Origin of the sequence: Melittangium boletus DSM 14713, assembly GCF_002305855.1 — a bacterium.
Taxonomy (GTDB): domain Bacteria; phylum Myxococcota; class Myxococcia; order Myxococcales; family Myxococcaceae; genus Cystobacter; species Cystobacter boletus.
In genome coordinates, this window is sequence record NZ_CP022163.1 from 6,354,141 (window position 1) to 6,373,064 (window position 18,924).

At 68.8% G+C, this 18,924-nt stretch carries 19 protein-coding genes; 16 read left to right on the forward strand and 3 right to left on the reverse strand.

Going from position 1 to position 18,924, the window contains the following annotated elements:
* The first annotated feature begins 39 nt into the window (after positions 1-39).
* Complete coding sequence (locus MEBOL_RS26630; RefSeq protein WP_095980090.1) at positions 40-513, forward strand: DUF2892 domain-containing protein; 474 nt, start codon at positions 40-42, stop codon at positions 511-513.
* Here the strand turns inward: MEBOL_RS26630 and MEBOL_RS26635 are convergent, their stop codons facing one another.
* On the reverse strand, positions 514-3,996 hold the full coding sequence (locus tag MEBOL_RS26635; RefSeq protein WP_157775508.1) for a PD40 domain-containing protein: 3,483 nt from the start codon (positions 3,994-3,996) through the stop codon (positions 514-516). It abuts the gene before it with no gap.
* Between the two features lie 180 nt (positions 3,997-4,176).
* On the opposite strand from MEBOL_RS26635, the gene MEBOL_RS26640 reads away from it, so the two are divergent.
* Positions 4,177-5,625 carry an LVIVD repeat-containing protein gene (locus tag MEBOL_RS26640; protein WP_095980091.1) on the forward strand — a complete coding sequence of 483 codons (1,449 nt, stop codon included), beginning with the start codon at positions 4,177-4,179 and terminating at the stop codon, positions 5,623-5,625.
* 9 nt (positions 5,626-5,634) lie between these two features.
* Entirely contained in the window at positions 5,635-6,735 is a 1,101-nt protein-coding gene (locus MEBOL_RS26645) for an EAL domain-containing protein (RefSeq protein WP_095980092.1), read from the forward strand.
* On the opposite strand, the gene MEBOL_RS26650 is transcribed toward MEBOL_RS26645, so the two are convergent.
* Together MEBOL_RS26650 and MEBOL_RS26655 are read right to left on the reverse strand one after the other, a co-directional pair.
* Positions 6,725-7,297 (reverse strand): hypothetical protein, encoded by a 573-nt coding sequence (locus MEBOL_RS26650; RefSeq protein WP_095980093.1) that lies wholly within the window; start codon positions 7,295-7,297, stop codon positions 6,725-6,727. The two genes, MEBOL_RS26645 and MEBOL_RS26650, sit on opposite strands and share 11 nt — an antisense overlap.
* A gap of 138 nt (positions 7,298-7,435) precedes the next feature.
* A complete protein-coding gene (locus tag MEBOL_RS26655) occupies positions 7,436-7,969 on the reverse strand; it encodes a hypothetical protein (RefSeq protein ID WP_095980094.1) in 534 nt (177 codons plus the stop codon).
* 211 nt (positions 7,970-8,180) lie between these two features.
* On the opposite strand from MEBOL_RS26655, the gene MEBOL_RS26660 reads away from it, so the two are divergent.
* The 13 genes from MEBOL_RS26660 to sctQ all read left to right on the forward strand — a co-directional run bounded on the left by MEBOL_RS26660 (position 8,181) and on the right by sctQ (position 18,881).
* Positions 8,181-8,459 (forward strand): hypothetical protein, encoded by a 279-nt coding sequence (locus tag MEBOL_RS26660; protein ID WP_095980095.1) that lies wholly within the window; start codon positions 8,181-8,183, stop codon positions 8,457-8,459.
* Between the two features lie 143 nt (positions 8,460-8,602).
* Complete coding sequence (locus MEBOL_RS26665) at positions 8,603-9,151, forward strand: hypothetical protein (protein WP_095980096.1); 549 nt, start codon at positions 8,603-8,605, stop codon at positions 9,149-9,151.
* Positions 9,152-9,231: 80 nt separating this feature from the next.
* Positions 9,232-9,669 carry a tetratricopeptide repeat protein gene (locus tag MEBOL_RS26670; protein ID WP_095980097.1) on the forward strand — a complete coding sequence of 146 codons (438 nt, stop codon included), beginning with the start codon at positions 9,232-9,234 and terminating at the stop codon, positions 9,667-9,669.
* 27 nt (positions 9,670-9,696) lie between these two features.
* Positions 9,697-10,101, forward strand: a complete 405-nt coding sequence (locus tag MEBOL_RS26675) for a hypothetical protein (RefSeq protein WP_095980098.1) — start codon at positions 9,697-9,699, stop codon at positions 10,099-10,101.
* A 9-nt stretch (positions 10,102-10,110) separates the two neighbouring features.
* Positions 10,111-10,941, forward strand: coding sequence for a sigma-70 family RNA polymerase sigma factor (locus tag MEBOL_RS26680; protein WP_095980099.1), 831 nt, complete (start codon positions 10,111-10,113; stop codon positions 10,939-10,941).
* Positions 10,823-11,356 carry an ATP-dependent helicase HrpB gene (locus MEBOL_RS26685; protein ID WP_245918878.1) on the forward strand — a complete coding sequence of 178 codons (534 nt, stop codon included), beginning with the start codon at positions 10,823-10,825 and terminating at the stop codon, positions 11,354-11,356. Before MEBOL_RS26680 ends, MEBOL_RS26685 begins: the two co-directional genes overlap by 119 nt.
* A 144-nt stretch (positions 11,357-11,500) precedes the next feature.
* On the forward strand, positions 11,501-12,286 hold the full coding sequence (locus tag MEBOL_RS26690) for a type III secretion protein (protein WP_095980100.1): 786 nt from the start codon (positions 11,501-11,503) through the stop codon (positions 12,284-12,286).
* Between the two features lie 59 nt (positions 12,287-12,345).
* Positions 12,346-14,061, forward strand: a complete 1,716-nt coding sequence (locus MEBOL_RS26695) for a hypothetical protein (protein WP_095980101.1) — start codon at positions 12,346-12,348, stop codon at positions 14,059-14,061.
* Between the two features lie 24 nt (positions 14,062-14,085).
* On the forward strand, positions 14,086-14,757 hold the full coding sequence (locus MEBOL_RS26700) for a FliH/SctL family protein (RefSeq protein ID WP_095980102.1): 672 nt from the start codon (positions 14,086-14,088) through the stop codon (positions 14,755-14,757).
* Between the two features lie 3 nt (positions 14,758-14,760).
* A complete protein-coding gene (gene sctN, locus MEBOL_RS26705; protein ID WP_095980103.1) occupies positions 14,761-16,074 on the forward strand; it encodes a type III secretion system ATPase SctN in 1,314 nt (437 codons plus the stop codon).
* A gap of 36 nt (positions 16,075-16,110) precedes the next feature.
* The gene (locus MEBOL_RS26710) at positions 16,111-16,602 is read left to right on the forward strand and encodes a flagellar assembly protein FliH (RefSeq protein WP_095983022.1); all 492 of its coding nucleotides are present in this window, start codon (positions 16,111-16,113) and stop codon (positions 16,600-16,602) included.
* Positions 16,603-16,629: 27 nt separating this feature from the next.
* Positions 16,630-17,559, forward strand: coding sequence for a flagellar hook-length control protein FliK (locus MEBOL_RS26715; protein WP_095980104.1), 930 nt, complete (start codon positions 16,630-16,632; stop codon positions 17,557-17,559).
* Positions 17,556-18,881, forward strand: coding sequence for a type III secretion system cytoplasmic ring protein SctQ (gene sctQ, locus MEBOL_RS26720; protein ID WP_095980105.1), 1,326 nt, complete (start codon positions 17,556-17,558; stop codon positions 18,879-18,881). Before MEBOL_RS26715 ends, sctQ begins: the two co-directional genes overlap by 4 nt.
* Positions 18,882-18,924: the final 43 nt, after the last annotated feature.

Here is an 18,924-nt window from a genome sequence, read left to right on the forward strand (position 1 = left end):
AAGGCGAGAGCGGGCGTTCTCCCACGATCTGGAGACACGATGGATTCCTGGAATCAGAATTCGAGCGACTCGGTGCGGGCCCATACGCCGGACGGAGTGAACCGGCGCATCGACGCCCAGGTGGAGCGGTGCGTGCGCCACATGGCGGAGCAGACGGATCGGCAGGTCATCAGCCAGTACCTGGATCACCTGGAGCGCGCGTGGGACCTGAACCGGGTGGTGACGGTGGCCGCGTCGGCGGTGTCGTTGCTCGGAGTGGCGCTGGCGCCCCGGAGCAACAACGGATGGAAGGTGCTGGGGGGCGTGGCCGCGGGGCTGCTGCTGCAACAGGGGCTGTTCGGCTTCGGCCCCCTGGCGACGATCGCGCGGGCGTTCGGCGCGCGGACGCGGCGGGAGATCGACCTGGAGAAGTTCGCCCTCAAGGCGCTGCGGGGCGACTTCGAGCGGATTCCCCGCGAGGGCGGCCCCCTGGCGCGAGCCAACGCCGCGCTGGTGGCCGCCCAGTGCTGTTGATCACCTCGGGCTGACGCTCATTCCGCCCAGGGAGACGGGGGCTCCGGGGGTGTCGCGCCGCTTCGGGGAGGAGCCTCCGCGCTGCTTGAACATGTAGCCCTCCAGTCCCGCCAGGCCGATGGAGAACTGCGTCACCCACTTGTCGGCGGGCCTGCCCGCGGGTGCCTTCACATCGAAGGGGTAGGCGAAGTGCAGGCGCAGGAGGATGGGGCCGAGCCCCACGTTGAAGCCCACGGCGGCGTCCACCACGCGCCGGTCCCAGATGCCGCGCGCGGACGAGCCCACGCCGCCCGCGTCGAAGCCCGCGACGCCCATGATCGAGTTGAGGAAGGCGATGCGGATGAGGGCGTCGAGCGGCACGCGCAATTCGAGCGTGGAATAGAGGTAGTGCTGGCCGAGCAGCCACTGGGTGTCGCCGAAGGGCACGCCGCGCAGGGTGTCGAAGCTGGACAGGTAGAAGGAGCGGGCGAAGCGGCCGCCAAAGGTGGCGCCCGCGCCGCCGCGCAACATGATGTGGGTGGCGCCCAGGGGGATGGGGAAGTAGCGCTCGGCGTCCAGGCGCAGGTTGCCGAAGACCTCTCCGTGGAGGGGCTGCACGCCGGTGGTGATTTCCCCGAGCACCGAGCTGCCCGAGGTGGGCACGCCCGTGTAGTGGTAGCGCAGGGTGTTGTAGCCGGCGGAGCCGGACACCTCGGTCTGGAAGCGCAGGCCGGGCTGGCTCTGCTTCCAGGGGGTGTAGAGGTCGCCGATGCCATTGACCTCCGGGAGGTTGAGGATGAAGGACGTGGACGGGTCCAGGAAGTACGTGGAGCCGCCGACGTTGAGGTTGGCCTCCAGGAAGGTGTAGGTGCTCAGCGGGTAGCGGGCGAGGCCCGTGACGCCGAAGAAGCGCTCGCCGGAGATGAGCGAGCCGCTGGGCAGCTGGCCCTGCGCGGCCTCCACCAGGGTCCGGTCGATGCGAAAGCGCAGGGACTGGAAGAGGCCGCCGCCCCAGGTGGTGCGGCGCGACTGGTTCACGTAGAGCAGGAAGCCGTCGGCGAGCGAGAAGGAGCCGTACACGGCGAACTGGAGGAGCAGGGCGTGGTTGCGCAGCCGGTCCGTCGCCGAGGCGAACACCTGGCCGTAGAAGCCGCCGCCGCCCGCGCCCGCGAAGCCGAGGATGGGCCCCAGGTCGATGTTCTTCGGGGTGAAGGGGTTGTAGGGCTCGGCGCCGGTGAGCGAGCGCTGGGGGAGGGGACTGGGCGGCGCCACCTCCCGGGTGCCCTGGGCCACCTCGTAGCTCTTGAGCTGTTGGGAGCGCAGCAGGGCCGGCTTGCGCTCTCCGGACAGGTGGAAGAGCGTCCACAGGTTGCCGTCCGGGGCGGGGCTCGGCTCGAAGAGGCCGGTGACCACGTCCGTGCGCCGCACGATGGTGCCCCCGCCGGTGTACTCGTAGAGATCCGCGCGGCTCTGCTCGAAGGCCACGAAGAACAGCCGCCCGTCGGGCAGCACGGTGGGATCCTGATGATCCCGGGGCTCGGAGGTGAGGCGCTCCACCTGCTCGGGGGACTCGGGCTTCACCCGGAAGAGGTTGTAGTAGCCGTGCGAGGTGGCATCCGAGGTGAACACGATGCCCGCCGCGCCCCAGGTGAGGCCGCGCTCGGCGTAGACGTCGTGGGTGAGCTGCTGGGGTTGGGGGTCGGGGCCCGCGTCCAGGGGGAGCACGTACACGTCGCGCGTGCCGCCCTCGTTCAACCCGATGAAGGCCAGGCGCTTGCCGTCCGGCGAGAAGGCCGGCGAGTAGGCCGCGATGAGCCCGTGCTGGGCGAGCCGGTACGCCACGCGCTCTCCCAGGTCGAAGTCCACCCGGAAGGGCGCTTCCTTGTTCAGGCCGCCGGGGTTGTTGATGTAGCGGTTGCGGCCCGCCGGGGGCAGCGTGTTGCCCAGGCTGACGGGCTCGGCGGAGTGGGTGTAGCGCTGGACGTAGATGATGTCGCGCGCGAGCGACTCGGCCACGAACGCCAGCCGGTCCTCGGTGAGGGCGAAGTTGCGGCCGAAGATGGGGTGCAGGGACTCGTAGCCCGGCACGCCGTCGCCCTGCACCTTCTGGGTGTCGTCGGGCGCGCGCGGATCCACGAGGATGAGCTGACTCTCACCCGTCTCCGGCACGATGCTGCGGTAGAGCAGCACGCGCCCATCGGGGCGGCTGTTGAGGGCGGTGATGATGCCCCTGCGCTCGCGCAGCAGCTCCAGCGTGGGCGTGGCCTGCTCGGACTTGAGATAGGTGCGGTAGGAGCGCTGCTTGAGCCAGTCCTCGAACCTGGCGGCGATCTTCGGGGGGGCGTCTCCGGTGAGCAGCTCCAGGAGCCCATCGAACTCCAGGTTCTGCACCCGGGGCGTGCCGGAGACGAGCTTGGGGGAGTTGTCGAGCACCTTCTGGATGAAGCCCGCGCCGTAGGTGTCCTCGAGGAACTGGCAGCGCGCCTGACCCACCTTGTAGATCCACAGGTAGCCGTAGGGCCCGGGGGACCAGAAGTCGAGGAAGGCATAGCCGCGCCCCAGGTCCGGATTGACGAGCAGATCCCTCACCATCATCTCGCCCTCGGGATCCAGCCCGCCCTTGGCGTAGAACTCGGCGAGTCCCTCGATGAACCACAGCGGGATGCCGTTGAGTGGATCTCCCCCCACCTTGGCTTGATCCGCGAGGAAGCGGACCTTCTGGATGGTGAACTGGTGGGCCATCTCGTGGGAGCTGATCTCCCCGAACTGCCGATGGTCTCCGAGGTAGGGCAGGGTCAGCTCCAGGTTGCCCTGGGTGCTGGTGACGCCGAGGGTGCCCTCGGTCACGGCGGTGACGTTGGTCTGCAGGAACTCCTGGTAGGAGCTGTAGAGGATGTAGGGGAAGGTCTGGGTGGGGACGAACTGGAAGCGGCTGACGAGGTAGCGGTAGGCGTCCTCGAGTTGAGGCGCGGCGTAGCGGGCCACGCTCTCCTCGTTGCCGTAGAAATAGAAGCGCACGCCGCCGCTCTTGTCGCCGAGCGACTTCGCATAGGAGGGCCCCGCGTCGGACATGCCGCCATCCGCCAGCTCGAAGGGCAGGGGGACGGAGAGCGGACCGGGCTCCGTGCCGCTGTCCTCCAGGGCCACGCCTCCATCCAGTCCCGCGTCCGGCGTCGTGGGAGTTCCTGTTGTCTCGGGGTTGTCCGGACTCAGGGGGATGCCCGTGCCGAGGGGCGCCGTGGCGGGCGTACGTGACTCGAGCGTGGGCGCGGCGGGGGAGGGCCCGCCGGGGGCGCCCGGAGGCTGCTGATGGGCGCGGTGGGCCGCGGGAGGCGCGACGCCCTCGGCGTTGGGCCCCACGAGGATGTCCAGGTGCTTCCACTCGAAATCATAGGTGTGGATGGGCGACCGGTACGCCTTGCGGGGGATGACATAGACCTGTGCGAACACCGCCTCCGGCAAGACGAGGGTGAGCAGGGCGACGATGAGGATACGGCGGTTCAAGGAGGCGACCTCCCGGGGAGGGGAGACGAGGGACGGAGCACGTCGGGCAGGCTATCCTAAAGAGACGAGGGGGCGGCCGAGCGCTTCTTCGTGAGTGCTCAGCGCCTTACGTCCCGCCACGGAGGCTGTTGGGTGAACCAGTGCTTTTGTCGTGCCCGGGTGAACCGGTATGGATGGCGCATGAACCGTTTACTGGTGGTCATGGCGGGGATGCTGCTCCCCGCCTTCGTGGGTTGCGCGAACACGGACGACGCGGAGCCCAAGCGGGAGTGTGAGCCCGAGGCCTTCGACGTCTCGGCCTGCGACGCGGCGGCGCTGGCCTCGGTGAAGGCCGAGGGCATCTGGAACGCGAACATCGTGCTGGGCAGCGTGGACACGCCGGGCACCGTGCGCCTCCTGCCCGAGTCCCTGCTCTTCGACACGCCGCTGACCGAGCGGCGGGTGGAGGAGGGCACGTTCTTCCTGGCGGGGGACTACGCGAACGGTGGGGTGTCCAGCCGGCTGGTGATCTCCGGCTGCCAGGCGTCGAGCCCCGAGCGGGTGACGGGCGTCTTTCGCCGGTGCTCGAACGGCGCGGCGGATCTATCGGGTGACTTCGAGGCGGTGCGCGTCAAGCGGATGGCGGGGGAGCAGGAGGCGCAGGGGGTGGAGCTGGTCTCGGAGACGCCCTTGCCGCGAGGCTCGGCGGCGGACGTCTTCGTGGCGGGCGGCCATGCCTACGTGACGGCGCTGAATGAAGGCCTCTTCATCTATGACGTGAGCAAGACGGGCGAGCGGCCCCCGGAGAAGGTCGCGGAACTCACTCCGTCCAACGATGTCTGGTACCGGGCCTGGGTCAAGGGCCAGACGCTCTACGTGTCGAGCTACCGGGAGGGCGTGGTCCTTTACGACGTGAGCAACCCGAAGGCCCCCAAGCGCATCACGGATACGTCCTGGCGGCAGACGGTGCAGGGCTGGGGCCTGTTCGTGGACCAGGACCGTCTCTACCTGATGTCGCCCGCTCCGCGGGCGGAGGTGCTCATCTATGACATCCAGGTGCCGACGAAGCCCTCCCTGCAGGCGCGCTACTACGAGGAGAAGAGCGTGATGGCCAATGGGGAGACGCCCGTCGAGGGAGTGGTCGTGAACGATCGGCTCTACCTGGGACACTGGCGGTACGGATTGGTGGTGGCGGACGTGTCCAAGCCGACCAAACCGGTCACCCTGGGCCGCTACGGGTACGACAAGGCGACCAGCCGTCCGGTGGCCGCGGGACTCATCGACGGCCGGATGATCGCCTTCGAGGCGAGCGAGGGGTGGAACTCCCGGGTGCGGGCCCTGAACGTGACGGATCCCGCCCATATCGAACAAGTGGGGCAGTTCCAGCTGCGCCCGGAATCCACGGTGAGTGCGATGACGCTGGTGGGGACGAAGTTGTACGTGGCCCATGCGCAGGACGGCCTGCGCATCCTGGACGTGTCCAACCCCAGTACACCGAAGCAGCAAGCCTACTACAATACGTGGCGGGAGTCGGATCCAGGCCGGGGCCGGGCGTTCCTCGAGGGGCTCAGCGGCGTGAAGGTACCGGGTGACGGTTACCTCTACGCCGCGGAGACGTCGCGAGGATTGCTCGTGTTCCGGGAGCAGTGAGTGAGGCGCATGAGCCAGACCGTGTCGAAGTCGTGTGAGCGGTGTCAGTCCCTTCCGGAGAAGTTCGAGCTGGAGGGGCCTGGAAGGCTCTTCCTGTGGCTGCCCATGGGGCACAGCTACGGCAAACTGGTGCGTCAGCTGAGCGATTCGGGCCGTGAGCACCGGGCGCTGCCGGAGGATCGGTGCGTGACGGTGCGTCTGGAGGGCTCGCAACTGAGTGCCTTCGTCGCGGACATCCTGGGCGCGTTGACGGACGAGGAGTCCCGGGCCACGCGAGCGCTCTTCGTCCAGGGGGACGCGGAGCCGGGCCTGCGGGACTTTCCCCGGGTGGGCTCGCTGCCCCAGCTCTTCACCATGACGCGCTCGGGCTGGCTGGTGGACATGCTGGCCGAGAAGCGCATCACCAGCCACTACCAGCCCATCGTGGACGTGGAGGACACGCGCAAGGTGTACGCCTACGAGGCGCTCATGCGCGGCTTCGAGCCGGATGGCTCCATGGTCTCGCCGTACAAGATGCTGACCCTGGCGCGCGACGCGGATCTGCTCTTCCAGTTGGACCTGGCGGCGCGGTTGTCGGCGGTGCGCGAGGCGGCGCGCCTGGGGCTCAAGGTCCCCATCTTCATCAACTTCACCCCCACGGCCATCTACGATCCCGAGTACTGCCTGCGCTCCACGGTGGCCGCTGTCAAGGACGCGGGGATGTCCCCCGAGGACGTGGTGTTCGAGATCATCGAGTCGGACCACACGCCCAACGCCAACCACCTCAAGTCGCTCATCGCCTACTACCGGCGCACGGGCTTCCGGGTGGCGTTGGATGACCTGGGCGCGGGCTACTCGTCCTTGAATCTCATCCACCAGCTCCGCCCGGACATCATGAAGCTGGACATGGAGCTCATCCGCGGCATCCACCACGACCCGTACAAGGCGTCCATCACGCGCAAGCTGCTGGAGCTGGCGCAGCAGCTGGGCATCCTCACGGTGGCCGAGGGGATCGAGACGCCGGAGGAGCTGCGCTGGGTGCGCAACCACGGCGTGGACTTCGTCCAGGGCTATCTCATCGCGAAGCCGTCGAGCCCGCCGGTATCCACCACGCCGCACTTCACGGAGTGAGGGCCGGAGGCGAGCGGTCGAGGCTCATGCGCCAGGCCGCTCGCAGCTCGTCGCTGGCGAAGTGCACCTGGTAGCGCGCGTCCTCGGGGTTGCGCTGCTCGACGGACGCGGTGAGGGTCGACATCCGGTTGAGCGCGCTCTGGATGAGCCGGCTGGCGTCCCCATCGCCGGTCTCCTCGGCGCTGGCGAGCGCGTCGGCGAGTTCCTGTTGGGCGGCGGTGACGGTCGGATCGATGGCGACCTGGCCGGCCACGAGGAGCTGATCCAGGGCGCGCAGGCGCTGGTAGCCCCGCTCCAGGCTGACGAGGCGTTGTTGCCGGAGTTGTTCATCGCGCTGCGCCGTGGCCTGCTCGGTGGCGCGCTGCTGCTCCAGGGCCTGCACGCGCGCGAGATCTTCCTGACGCCGTGCCTCGGATTGCAGTTGCATCAGCTGCATCCGGGCCCGGAGTTCCTCCAGTTCGGCGGCCTGGAGGGCGCTCGCCGCCTCCGCCTCGGTGGGAGGCGGGGCCGCGGGCGTCTGGCCCATGAGCAGGGAGAGCGAGAATGCGATCAAGCTGTTCATTGCCTTGAACCTGTTCACTCCCGGACCCCGGAGCACCTGAGGTGAGGCCTGGCGCGGGGAGCGAGGGCCCCCTGGCTGCTCGGGGGCCGGGAAGAGGAATGCCCGCGGCAGGGCAGGTGCCGCGAGCATCCGTCGGCGTCAGTAGGTCTTGCCATCCTCGTGGGTGGCCCCACCCATGTCGGGTTGGCTCAAGTCGTGGCTTCCCTGTTGATCCACGCCCGAGCCGCCGATGTCCTGGTTGATGCCCTTGTCCGTGTCCAGGCCACTGCCGCCCATGCCCGTGTCCAGCGAGACGCTCCTGGCGAGGTTGGCGTCCTTCTCCACGGTGAAGCTGGTGCGGACCTGCTGGCCTTCCTTGAGGTCCTTGATGTGCTTGACGTTGGGGTCCTGGAACTGGGTGTTCTTGTCGATCTTCACCGAGATGACGCCGCTATCGGTGCGCAGCTTGAGCTCGCTGCTGCTGCTCTTGAGGACCGTGCCGCTGATCTGCTTCTCCCCCAGCATCTGGCCAGTCTGGGCTCCCGTGTGCTGGGCCTGGCCGGAGCCACCGGTGGCCTCGCCGCCCACCTGCTGGCCGCTCTGGGTCTTCTGGTGTTTCTCACCCCCCGCCAGGGCCACACCCGAGCTGAGCAGTGCCACGGTCGCGAACACTCCCACGATTCTCTTCGTCATGATCGTTCTCCTGGGTTGAGTGGCGGCCGTGCCCCCCATGGACGTTCCCCGCCGCCAGCCAAAACCTAGGTGCGCCAGGGTTGGAGGACAGGGTGGGTGGGGGAATCGAGCGCGCCCGGGTGCTCGGCGGGCGTGCCATCCCGGTGCGTCATGCCGCCCGGAGGGCGGGCAACTTGAATTGCGGAGGCCTTTTCTCCTACCGTCCCGCTCCATGCCCCCGACTTCCAAGCAGCAGCCCGCGCCTGTCGCCGAGCCCCTGCCGACCCCTTCCTTTCCCGCGATCGAGGCGTTCATCGAGGGAGCCACCGCGGAAGAGGTGCAGACGCTCTTCAATCCCGTGAAGAACGAGCTGGCCAACCTCAAGGGCCCCAAGGCCGAGCACGCCAAGAAGGTCCATGCCGCCATTTCCCGCACCGAGGAATTGCTCGCGGTCCTCCTGGACACGCGCGAGCGCCTGGTGGCCGAGTCCCGCTCCAAGGGCCGGAAATAACTGGGAAAACGCGCCGTGCCGTCGTTTTGATGCGCCCCCCACGCAACTGGGCCATCGGATCGGCGATAATAGGGAAAAAGGGAGCGCGGGTTTCCCATGACGCTCCGCGAGTTCTTGGACGTTCCATCGCCTGGAGAGGAACCATGAAGATCGACAGCAACCTGAGCATGCCCCGGATGTCCACCAACATGACGACGGCGCGCGTGACGCCCGACACGAGCTTCGCCGCTCGCGTTCAGTCTGGTGTGGGCACCGCGGCCAACGCCGTGGCGGGTGGCGTGGGCGTGGTGGCCAACATGGTTCCCGGTGGCTCGGTGGTCTCCGCGGCCGTGTCCTCGCTCACCACCTTCGGTGGCGCCAGTGGCTCCGGCTCGGCTCCCTACTACGGCGCGGCGATGGGCTCGGGCGTGACGCCGCTGAACACCACGGTGGGTGCCTCCACGGGTGGCGCGGTGGCCTCGGGCGCCAGCTCCATCAGCGTGGGCAGCAACGGCAACGTGTCCGTGCCCACGGGCGGCAGCGGCGTCGGCACCGAGTTCAACGGCGAGATGTCGAGCATGTTCGCCGAGCAGAAGAAGCTGCTGGGCCTGCAGGTCGCGATGCAGCGCGAGAACCAGGTGTTCAGCACCATCTCCAACGTGCTCAAGACCCGGCACGACTCGGCGAAGAACTCCATCGGCAACATCCGCTAGAGTTCGGTCGCTCCCCGCTCCGGGGGGTTCGGTAACCGGGAGGCCCCGCCTCCCGGCTTCGGAAAGGACACGGACGTCACATGGCGGAGACTTCGGAGATCTCGGGCAGCCTGGTTCCGCTCGCGCGGCGCGAGGCGATGATCCTCCTCGAGGCGGGCTATCTCTGGCTGGACATGGGCCAGTATGACAAGGCACGTGAGGTCTTCGCCGGCGCCGTGGCGCTGATGCCCCGGAGCGAAGTGCCCCAGCTGGCCATGGGCTCGCTCGAGTTCGCCCAGGGCCGCTATGACAAGGCGTTGCAGGCCTACCGGGCCGCCCAGCGCCTCGCGCCCCAGTCGTCGCTGCCCCGTGCCCACGTGGGCGAGGCCCTGCTGTTCATGGGCAAGGTGCCCGAGGCCCAGAAGGAATTGAAGGCGGCGCTGGACTTGGAGCCCGAGAGTGATGGGGCGCGTCTGGCCCAGGTGTTGATCGAAGCGAAGGACGCGGGGGCTTTGCCGCCGCCCGGCGCCAGGAAGTAGTCTGTCGTTGACGCGAAGGAGATGCCGATGTCGGTCGGTGGAATCGGACGAGGGGGCGGAAAGGGACGGGCCGGAGGCGCCAAGGGTGCCTCGGGCAAGGCACCGGCTGGCAAGGCGGGTGGCGCCTCGTTCGGTGGCACCGTGGATCGGACCGCGGGGCTGGTAGGCCCCTCGGGTCTGGTGGGCTCGGACAATGTCCAGGGGCCGCAAGCCGCGGACCCCTTGAGTGCCCAGGCCCTCGTCATCGCGAAACAGCTCAAGAACGGGAACTTCAAGAGCAAGGACGAGGCGACGCGCAAGCTCGTCGCCGAGGTGCTCAAGGAGAAGCTGCGCATGAAGTCATCGGCCCTGACGACCAAGATCGCGGATGCCCTGCAGGATGACCCCCGTCTGAATCAGGCCCTCGAGCGGTTGTGGTCGAAGGCCGAGTGAGCGGCGCGCTTGGCTCTCGGCGAAGACAAGAAGGTCTTGCTGGAGAAGTACGGACCTTACGTCCGGTCGCTCGCGTCGACCGTCCGTAAGCAGTTCTCCGCCCAGCTCGAACTGGATGAACTCCTCGCGTACGGGCAGATAGGCCTGCTCGAGGCGGCGGACCGTTTCGATCCCAAGGTGGGGGCCAATTTCCTCACCTTCGCCCACTACCGCATCAAGGGCGCCATCTACGATGGCCTGCGCAAGATGGGCGTTCTCAAGGGCAATGACGCGCGGACGTCCTACATGGGCGAGCGCGCGACGGCCTATTTGGGAAATTTGTCGGATCGCGAGCAGGGAGGAGGCAACCGCGGAGGGTCCATTGACGATGATGTCATGGAGATTTCCAACGCGGTGGCGGGGCTGGCGATGGTGTTCGCCACCAGCCTCGAGGGGTCCGAGTCGCTGGGCTTCTCGGACGAGTCCCTTCCGGTGGATCAACGGATGGAGCTGGAGCAGCAGCGGGTGCGGGTGAGGGCGGCGATCGAGAAGCTCCCGGAGAAGGAGCGCAGGCTGCTGCAGGGGTATTACTTCCAGGGCAAGACGCTGGAAGAGGCGGGCGCGGAGATCGGTCAGTCGAAGAGCTGGGCGTCGCGGTTGCACGCGCGCGCCATCGAGCGGCTCAAGGAATTGTTGAACGAGGAGGACTCTTCCTCCCCGGATGACTCAAGGAGGCAGTCACATGGCGGGTCCAATGGCCGGCGTCTCGGCAGCGCAGATCGCCCAGCAGAAGTCGCAGGACCAGGGCGCGCAGCAGGTCAACAAGCAGGGGGCCTCGAAGTTCGACGCGGCCCTCGCTAACAAGGCGCAGGGCCCGGAGCAGGTGCAGCAGGCGCAGGCCGCTCAGGCCACGCAGCGCACCGAGCAGGTCCGCCACGCCGAGGCCATCAACAAGATGGACAAGGTGGCGCTCAACAAGGTGAACCCCGCCGGGCAGGAGCCCGCCACCGCGAAGGGGGCCCAGTCCGTCACCGGCAAGCAGGAGGCCAGCAAGGCCGGCAACATGCTCTCGCACGTCGTGGGCGAGCTGGAGAAGGGCCAGGTCAACATGGAGAAGCTCATCCAGGCGGGCGCCTCCGGGAAGAACTTCTCCAACGCGGAGCTGCTGTCGCTCCAGGCCGGCATGTACAAGTACACGCAGGAGCTGGACCTGACGAGCAAGGTGGTCGAGAAGGCCACGAGCGGTCTCAAGGACACGCTCAAGACCCAGGTCTAGTCCGCGCCCAGCGGCCAGTCAGACGGGCGCTGGATTCACGCGAGGGCGTCTCCTCTCCGAGGGGACGCCCTTTCGCGTTTCCCGGGGTGTTTCCGGCTCGGGTCTTGTTGGAAACATGGCGGCCCATCTAAGCTAGGCGCGCCCATGACGCTCCGACCGTACGCGCTCGCGGCCCTCCTCGCTCTCGCGCTGGGGACCGGCTGCACCATCGACCTGCAACATGACCTCTCCGAGCAGGACGCCAATGAAATCTACGTCCTGCTCAGCAAGCACGGCATCAACGCCACGAAGCTGAAGGAGGAGGGTGGCAACGAGCTGCGCTTCCGGATGCAGGTGCCCAAGGCGGACGCGGCCCAGGCCGCCGAGCTGCTGCGCGACTACTCGCTGCCCCGGCCCAAGGAGAAGGGCCTGAGCCACTTCGCCAAGGGCGGCATGGTGCCCACGGCCACCGAGGAGCGCGCCATGCTGCTCAAGGCGCTGGGCGGCGAGGTGTCCAACGCGCTCAATCAGATCGACGGCGTGCTCGAGGCCCGGGTCATCGTGATGATCCCGGAGAACAACGACCTCACCCAGCCGGAGAACAAGCCGATGCCCTCGTCCTCCGTGTTCATCAAGTATCGGCCGGGCGCGAAGAACGAGCCGCCCATCAAGCGCGAGGACATCCAGCAGTTCGTCTCCACCGCGGTGCCGGAGCTCAAGCCCTCGGCGGTGACGGTGCTGCTCACGCCGGCGACGACGCCCGATACCGAGGGCATCCGGGACGATCAGCTCAAGGAGCTGATGGGCATCCGCATGACGGCTTCCAGCCTGGGCCAGTTCCGGATGATGGCGGCGGTGGCGGTGCTGCTCGTGCTGGCCTCGCTCGGCCTGGCGGCGTGGCCGTTCCTCCGGGGCGGAGGCGCCTCCGCGGCGCGCGCCCGGTCGAAGTAGGAGCGATGCGAGCATCGTCCGTTGTCTTCCTGGAACGCCTCTCCCGTGCGGGGTGACCGTTGGACCAGTTCTTCACCTCGCTGAGCAAGCGACAGACGATGATGCTCCTGACCGCCATCACCTTCGGGGGCCAGGAGGGGGTCTCCGCGCTGGAGCATCTGCCCGAGGAAGAGGCGGAGCTGTTGCAGCACCGCGCCCAGGGCATCCTGCAGATTCCCCGCGACAAGCGCATTCCGCTGCTGGTCCAGGAGATCAAGCGGCTGATGAAGGATCGCCGCGGCCAGCTCTGGAGCGCGGAGCCGGAGCGACTGGCGGGACTGCTCAAGAACGAGCGCGCCGCCCTGGTGGAGGTGGTGCTCCGCGCGCTGCCGGGACCGCTCGCGGACGCGGTGCGCTCCCACCTGCCGTCCACGGGCCGGGTGAAGCTCACGCGCGAGGTGCGGCCGCAGATCCTGGACATCGTGCGCTGGAAGCTGGAGGAGCGGCTCGCGCGCGAGGCCTCCGCGCACGTTCCCTTCAAGTTCACCGACGTGCTCCTGTTGGAGGCGCGTGAGCTGCTCACCGTGTGTGATCGCCTGGGCGCCCGGGTGCTGGGCCCCGCGCTGGCGGGCATTCCGGACACGGCGCGCGAGCCGGCCATCGCGACGTTGCCGCCGCACATGCGTCAGCTCGCCACGCGGGCCGTGACGGCCAATGCCCCGCGCAAGCTCCCCGAGGACGAGGCCTCGGCGCAGCTCGGACAGTACGGAGGCCTGGATGACCTGGCCGCCGCCATCCGGGGCGCGGGCGTGCACCGCCTCGCGCGCGCGAGCGTGACCCAGTCCGCCGAGTTCGCCGCCCGCCTGCTGGAGAAGCACCGCGGAGAGTTCGGGCAGGTCGTGGCGAAGTGGGTGCGCGAGGAGCGTGCCAAGCCGACGAGCCGGGGAGATGGCGGCCGGACGGACATCGTCACCGACCTCGAACGGCTCGCGGCCCGGGGCCTCATCGAGCGTCCGGTACGACTCACCACCGCTCCGCGCCCGCCGACGCTGGGTCCTCCCCCGGGTGGCAGGTCCCCCGCTTCCTCCGCGAACCGTCCCTCTTCCCAGCCACGCGAGGGGCGAGCGGAATCGGCGCCGGAGAGCTCCGTGGTTCGCCGGTCCGCGTCTTCCTCCGCTTCTTCCCAGGTGTTGCGCCGGGATCCCATCGCCGAACGCGAGGCGCGCCGGGCTGGCGCCACGGGGGCGGGCCAGAGGGAGCGTCCTCGGGGGGAGGCCCCCCCCGAGTCCTCGCCGTCGCGGGTGAGCCGGGTGGCGCCCTTGGATGCCCTGCCGTCACGGGTGAGCCGGGTGGCGGCACCTCCGGAGTCTTCTCCCTCACGGGTGAGCCGGGTGGTGGCGCCTCCGGAGTCTTCTCCCTCACGGGTGAGCCGGGTGGTGGCGCCTCCGGAGTCTTCTCCCTCACGGGTGAGCCGGGTGGTGGCGCCTCCGGAGCGGGAACGCTCCGTGCCCCAGGGCGCGCCTCCGTCCCGGACGGGCACCCGCCCGCGTTCGAGCGAGCCACCTCCGGAAACGGAGAGCTCGCGCATCTTCCGTTCGCCGGCGGCCCGGGCGCACGGCCGGGGTGCCGTGGGCAATTCAGAGCCCCGGGGTGACGCGTCCGAGCGTCCGCCCCGGGTGATGGGCACCAGTCCCTCCCGGGAGGCCCTCCGGCGGGACGAGACACAATCCCAGCGGAACGAGCGGCCTCGGCCGCCGGGTGCGAGTGGGCGTGGCCCGAGGGGCGGAACGCGCTAGCATCCCGCTGACAAGGAGCTTTCCATGGCGATCGGCAAGGTGATCAAGGGCGATTCGGGGACGGAGCCATTGCCCGGAGGGGACAGGCCCGCGCTCCGTCCGCCGCGTCCGGGCGTGATGAACGCCGAGGTCTTCGAGGCCCGGCAGTCCGCCCAGGGCATCATCGAGGAGGCCAACCGCGAGAAGGAGCGCATCCTCGCGGAGGCGCAGCGCGAGCGCGAGGACGTGCTGGCCAGGGCCCGCGAGCAGGGCCGTCAGGAGGGTCTGGCGCAGGTCACCGAGACGCTGCTGCGCGCGAAGATGCAGGCCGGGGAAATCCTCGCCCAGCAGGAGCACGACGTCGTGTCGCTGGCGTGCAAGATGGCGGAGAAGATCATCGGCCGGGACGTGGAGCGCGACCCCTCCATCCTGGCGGACATCTGCGCCAAGGCCGTCGAGGAGCTGCGCAACGCCCGGGCGGTGGTGCTCCGGGTGAATCCCAAGTCGGCCGCCGTGCTGCGCGCGCGCAAGGCGGAGTTGATGGAGATGATCGGCCGGGCGGTGGACGTGTCCATCAAGGAGGACCCCGAGGTGGCGCCCGTGGGGTGCATCGTGCGCACGGAGTTCGGCACCGTGGACGCGCAGCTGCCCACCCAGTTCGAGATGCTCCAGAACGTGCTGTTCCCCGACACGGCCAAGAAGGAAGGGCCCGCGTAAGCCATGGCCATCGATCTCTCGCGCTACTACAACCTCATCCGCGAGGCGCCGCTGTACCGGGTGCGCGGCCGCGTCACCGAGCTCACGGGCCTGGTCATCAAGGCGAGCGTGCCGGGCGTGCGCGTGGGTGAGCTCGTCTACATCAAGGGCCACGGGGGCCGCGCCTCGGTGAAGGCCGAGGTGGTGGGCTTCCAGGGCGATGAGGTCATGCTCATGCCCCTGGGCGAGCTGCTCGGCATCGGTCCGGACAGCGAGGTCATCCCCACGGGCCGGCCGCTCTCCATCAAGTGCGGCGAGGAGCTGCTGGGCCGCGTGCTCAATGGCATCGGCGAGCCCATGGACGGCATGCCCCTGCCGGACGGCATGATGGACTGGTCGGTGGACCGGGATTGTCCGGACCCCTTCAAGCGCCAGCGCATCGAGCGGCCGCTGCCCCTGGGCGTGCGCTGCATCGATGGCCTGCTCACGGTGGGCGAGGGCCAGCGCGTGGGCCTCTTCGCCGGTTCGGGCGTGGGCAAGTCCACGTTGATGGGGCAGATCGCCCGCAACACCCAGGCGGACCTCTGCGTGGTGGCGCTGATCGGCGAGCGTGGCCGCGAAGTGCGCGAGTTCATCGAGGACGCCATGGGCGAGGAGGGCATGAAGCGCTCCGTGCTGGTGTGCGCCACCTCGGATCAGCCGAGCCTCGTGCGTCTGCGCGCCGCCTACGTGGCCACGGCCATCGCCGAGTACTTCCGAGAGCGCGGCGGCAACGTGCTCTTCATGCTCGACACGGTGACGCGTCTGGCGCGAGCCCAACGTGAAATCGGCCTCGCCATTGGTGAACCCCCGGCGCGCCAGGGCTATCCGCCGAGCGTGTTCTCCATGCTGCCGCGCATCCTCGAGCGCACGGGCAACTCGGACAAGGGCAAGTGCACCGCCATCTACACGTGCCTGGTGGCCGGCGGTGACATGGAAGAGCCCATCGCCGACGAGGTCCGCGGTATTCTCGACGGCCACTTCATCCTCAACCGCGCCCTGGGCGAGCGCAACCAGTGGCCCGCCATGGACGTGCTCGCCAGCCTCTCGCGTGTGATGAGCGGCATCGTCTCCAAGGATCACAAGAAGGCGGCGGGCAAGCTGCGCGAGACGCTGGCCACCTACGAGAAGCAGCGCGACCTCATCCTCCTGGGCGCCTACCAGTACGGCACGGACCCCCGGACGGACTACGCCATCGACAAGTACGACGCGATCATCGACTTCCTCAAGCAGGACACCCACTCCAACAGCCCCTACGAGGAGACCGTGGAGCAGCTCATCCAGCTTTTCGAGGAGTAACGGGCTCGGGCCGTTTCCGGCTAGGATGTGGGCACCATGCCCCCCTACCGTTTGCAGACCCTGCTCGAGATGCGCGAGCGCGCCAAGGAAGAGGCCGAACAGGCCTTCTCCGACGCCGTCAAGGCCCTGGAAAAGCAGAAGGCGGAACTGCAGCGCATGGAGCAGGAGCTCGTGACGCGCAAGGCCGAGCGCAAGCAGAAGGTCATGGCCTACCTGCAACAGGTGATGGCCAAGGGCAACGCGGGCGTCAACGGCTTCAACCAGATGAACCGCTACGAGGAGCGCCTCAAGGACGAGGAGGCGCAGCTGGCCCTGGAGATCGAGCGCCAGAAGGAAACCGTCCGGCAGGCGGAGAAGCTCGTCGAGCAGCGCCGCCGTGAGATGGCCGAGGCCGCCAAGGAGCTCAAGGCCATCGAGAAGCATAAGGAGAACTGGCAGAAGCAGATCCGCGCTGAGCGCCAGGCGAAGGAGGATCTGAACCAGGAGGAAATTGGCAACACCTTGTTCCTGATGCGCCAGCGCAAGTAACCTCGCGTCCTCCCAGGTGGTGAAGCGATGAGCCGAGTTGAAGACGATCGTCAGGCGCAGCGGGCCGCGGAGCGGGCGGTCCAGGACAGGCGTCTCCAGGAGACGAAGTCCAAGCAGCGCCAGGAGGGCGAGTCCGCCTTCTCCAAGATGGTCCAGGAGCAGAAGGCCGCGCAGGCCCCCCAGCAGAAGGCCGCGCAGCCTCAACAGCAGTCCCTGGGCAAGTCCGTGCTCGCCCGACTCCAGCAGGAGGGCAAGTCGGGTGAGGTGCGCACCCAGCAGCGCCACACCGGCAAGGCCGAGGGCGAGGCTCGCACCGAGGGTCAGCAGACGGATTCCTCCCCCACGGGCCAGCTCACCCGGGGCCGTCAGAACGATCAGGCCGTGGTGCACTCGCGCGCCGAGTCGCGCTCCACGGACGCCCGCGTCACCGAGAAGACCCTCGACGAGCGCGGCGAGGACATGACCCAGAGCAGCGACAACGCCGCCGCTGGCGCCCAGGCGAGCCGGGGCAAGGGCGCCCTCAAGACGGACGCGGATGGCGGCGGCAAGCAGGGCGGTGGGGACGGCAAGGACAAGAAGGACGGCGCGGAGCTGGCCGCGGGCTTCCGTTTCAACCCGGCGCTGATGGCTCCCGTGCCCGTGGCCAAGCCCACGCAGACCGCGGGCTCGGAGCGCATGCGCGCCCTGGCCAATGAGATCGCCCAGAAGATCGTCGAGCGCATCCGCGTGGGCACCAACGCCGCGGGCCACGCCGAGTTCCAGATCGAACTGCGGGGCGATGTGCTCAGTGGCCTGAGCATCAAGCTCAGCGCCAAGAACGGGAAGATCCAGGCCGTGTTCAGTGGCAAGGACCGTGAGGTCCTCAAGATGCTCGAGCAGCAGCGCGATGGGCTCAAGACCGCGCTGGCGGGCAAGGGTCTGACCCTCGAGACGATGCGGGTAGAGGCGAAGACATGAGCCTCGACGCGGACGACGGACCGGGCGAGCAAGAGCGCACCATGGTCGTCGACACCCGCCAGCTCAAGCGCCCGGCGGGCAAGACGTGGAAGCCCCACGTCTTCAAGCTGGAGAAGGTGTCGCTCGCCGATACCCGGCTGCTCGAGCAGGTGCAGTGGCTCAAGCCCAAGTCCGAGGCGACCGAGGCCCTGGGGGCGCGGCTCAAGGCGCTCTTCGACACCCAGGTGGGCTTCTCCCTGGAGTCGGCGCGGGTGCTCGGCGCGGGAGAGCTGCGCCGGGTGCTGGTGGAGCCCACCTTCCTGTGTTTCCTGGTGCCCGGTGCGCATCGGGGCCGCGCGGTGCTGGAGGTGGAGTTGTCCCTGGCGCACGCCGCGGTGGACATGCTGCTGGGCGGCGCGGGGGAGGCGGTCGGCCTGCGGCCCCTGACGGACATCGAGGAGGGCGTGGCGAGCTTCGTCGTCCTCGAGGCCATCAAGGCGCTGGTGCCGGGAATGGATTCCCAGCAGCCCAAGCTGCGCCTGGAAGGCGTGTCGCGGGGCGTGGACGAGGCGGTGTCCCGGCTGAGCGAGGAGGGCCCGGTGGTGGGCATCCAACTCCGCACGCGGCTCGGCTCGCAGGATGGAATGGTGCGCCTCTTCGTCCCCGCGGGGGTGATGGACGTGATGACGTCCGCGCCCGCGGCCGAGCAGCGCCGCGCCACGGAGAAGGCGGAGCTGGAAGCCCACGTCCACCGCTTGTCGGCGGTGCGCACCTGGTTGCGCGCGGAGATTGGTGTCGCGGAGATCACCGGCCGCGACCTGGCGAGCCTCCGGGTGAAGGACGTGGTGCTGGTGGACGACTTCCTGGCCCGGCCGGATCAGGGGAGCGCGGGTACCGCGCGGCTGTTCTTGGGGCTGGGCCGCCTGGGCCACCTGACCGCGGACGTCTTCGTCCAGAACGGTGGGTACCAGGCGCGCATCACCGGCGTGGTCCAGGCCGAGGAAGGCCACCAGGGCTCGCCCCCCGATGCGGAGGACGCGGCGGCCGCGGCGGGGGAGGAGTACACCAACCCCGAGAGAGACAACCCCTTGGCGGAGAGCGACGACAGAATGGATGCAGGAGACCTGCTGGGTGACATCCCGCTACAGATTTCCGTGGAACTCGCCCGGCTGCCGGTGACGGCGGAGCAGGTGGTGGGGCTGCGGACCGGCCAGGTCATCGAGCTGCGCCGCGGGCCGGGCGAGCCCGTGGACCTGTCGGTGAATGGCAAGGTGGTGGCTCGAGGCGAGCTGGTGGAGCTGGAGGGCCAGTTGGGCGTCCGCATCCTCTCGCTCGCGGGCTGAACCCACCGTGGCTCCAGGCAGGCGAGCGAGGAGGGCGGGGGGG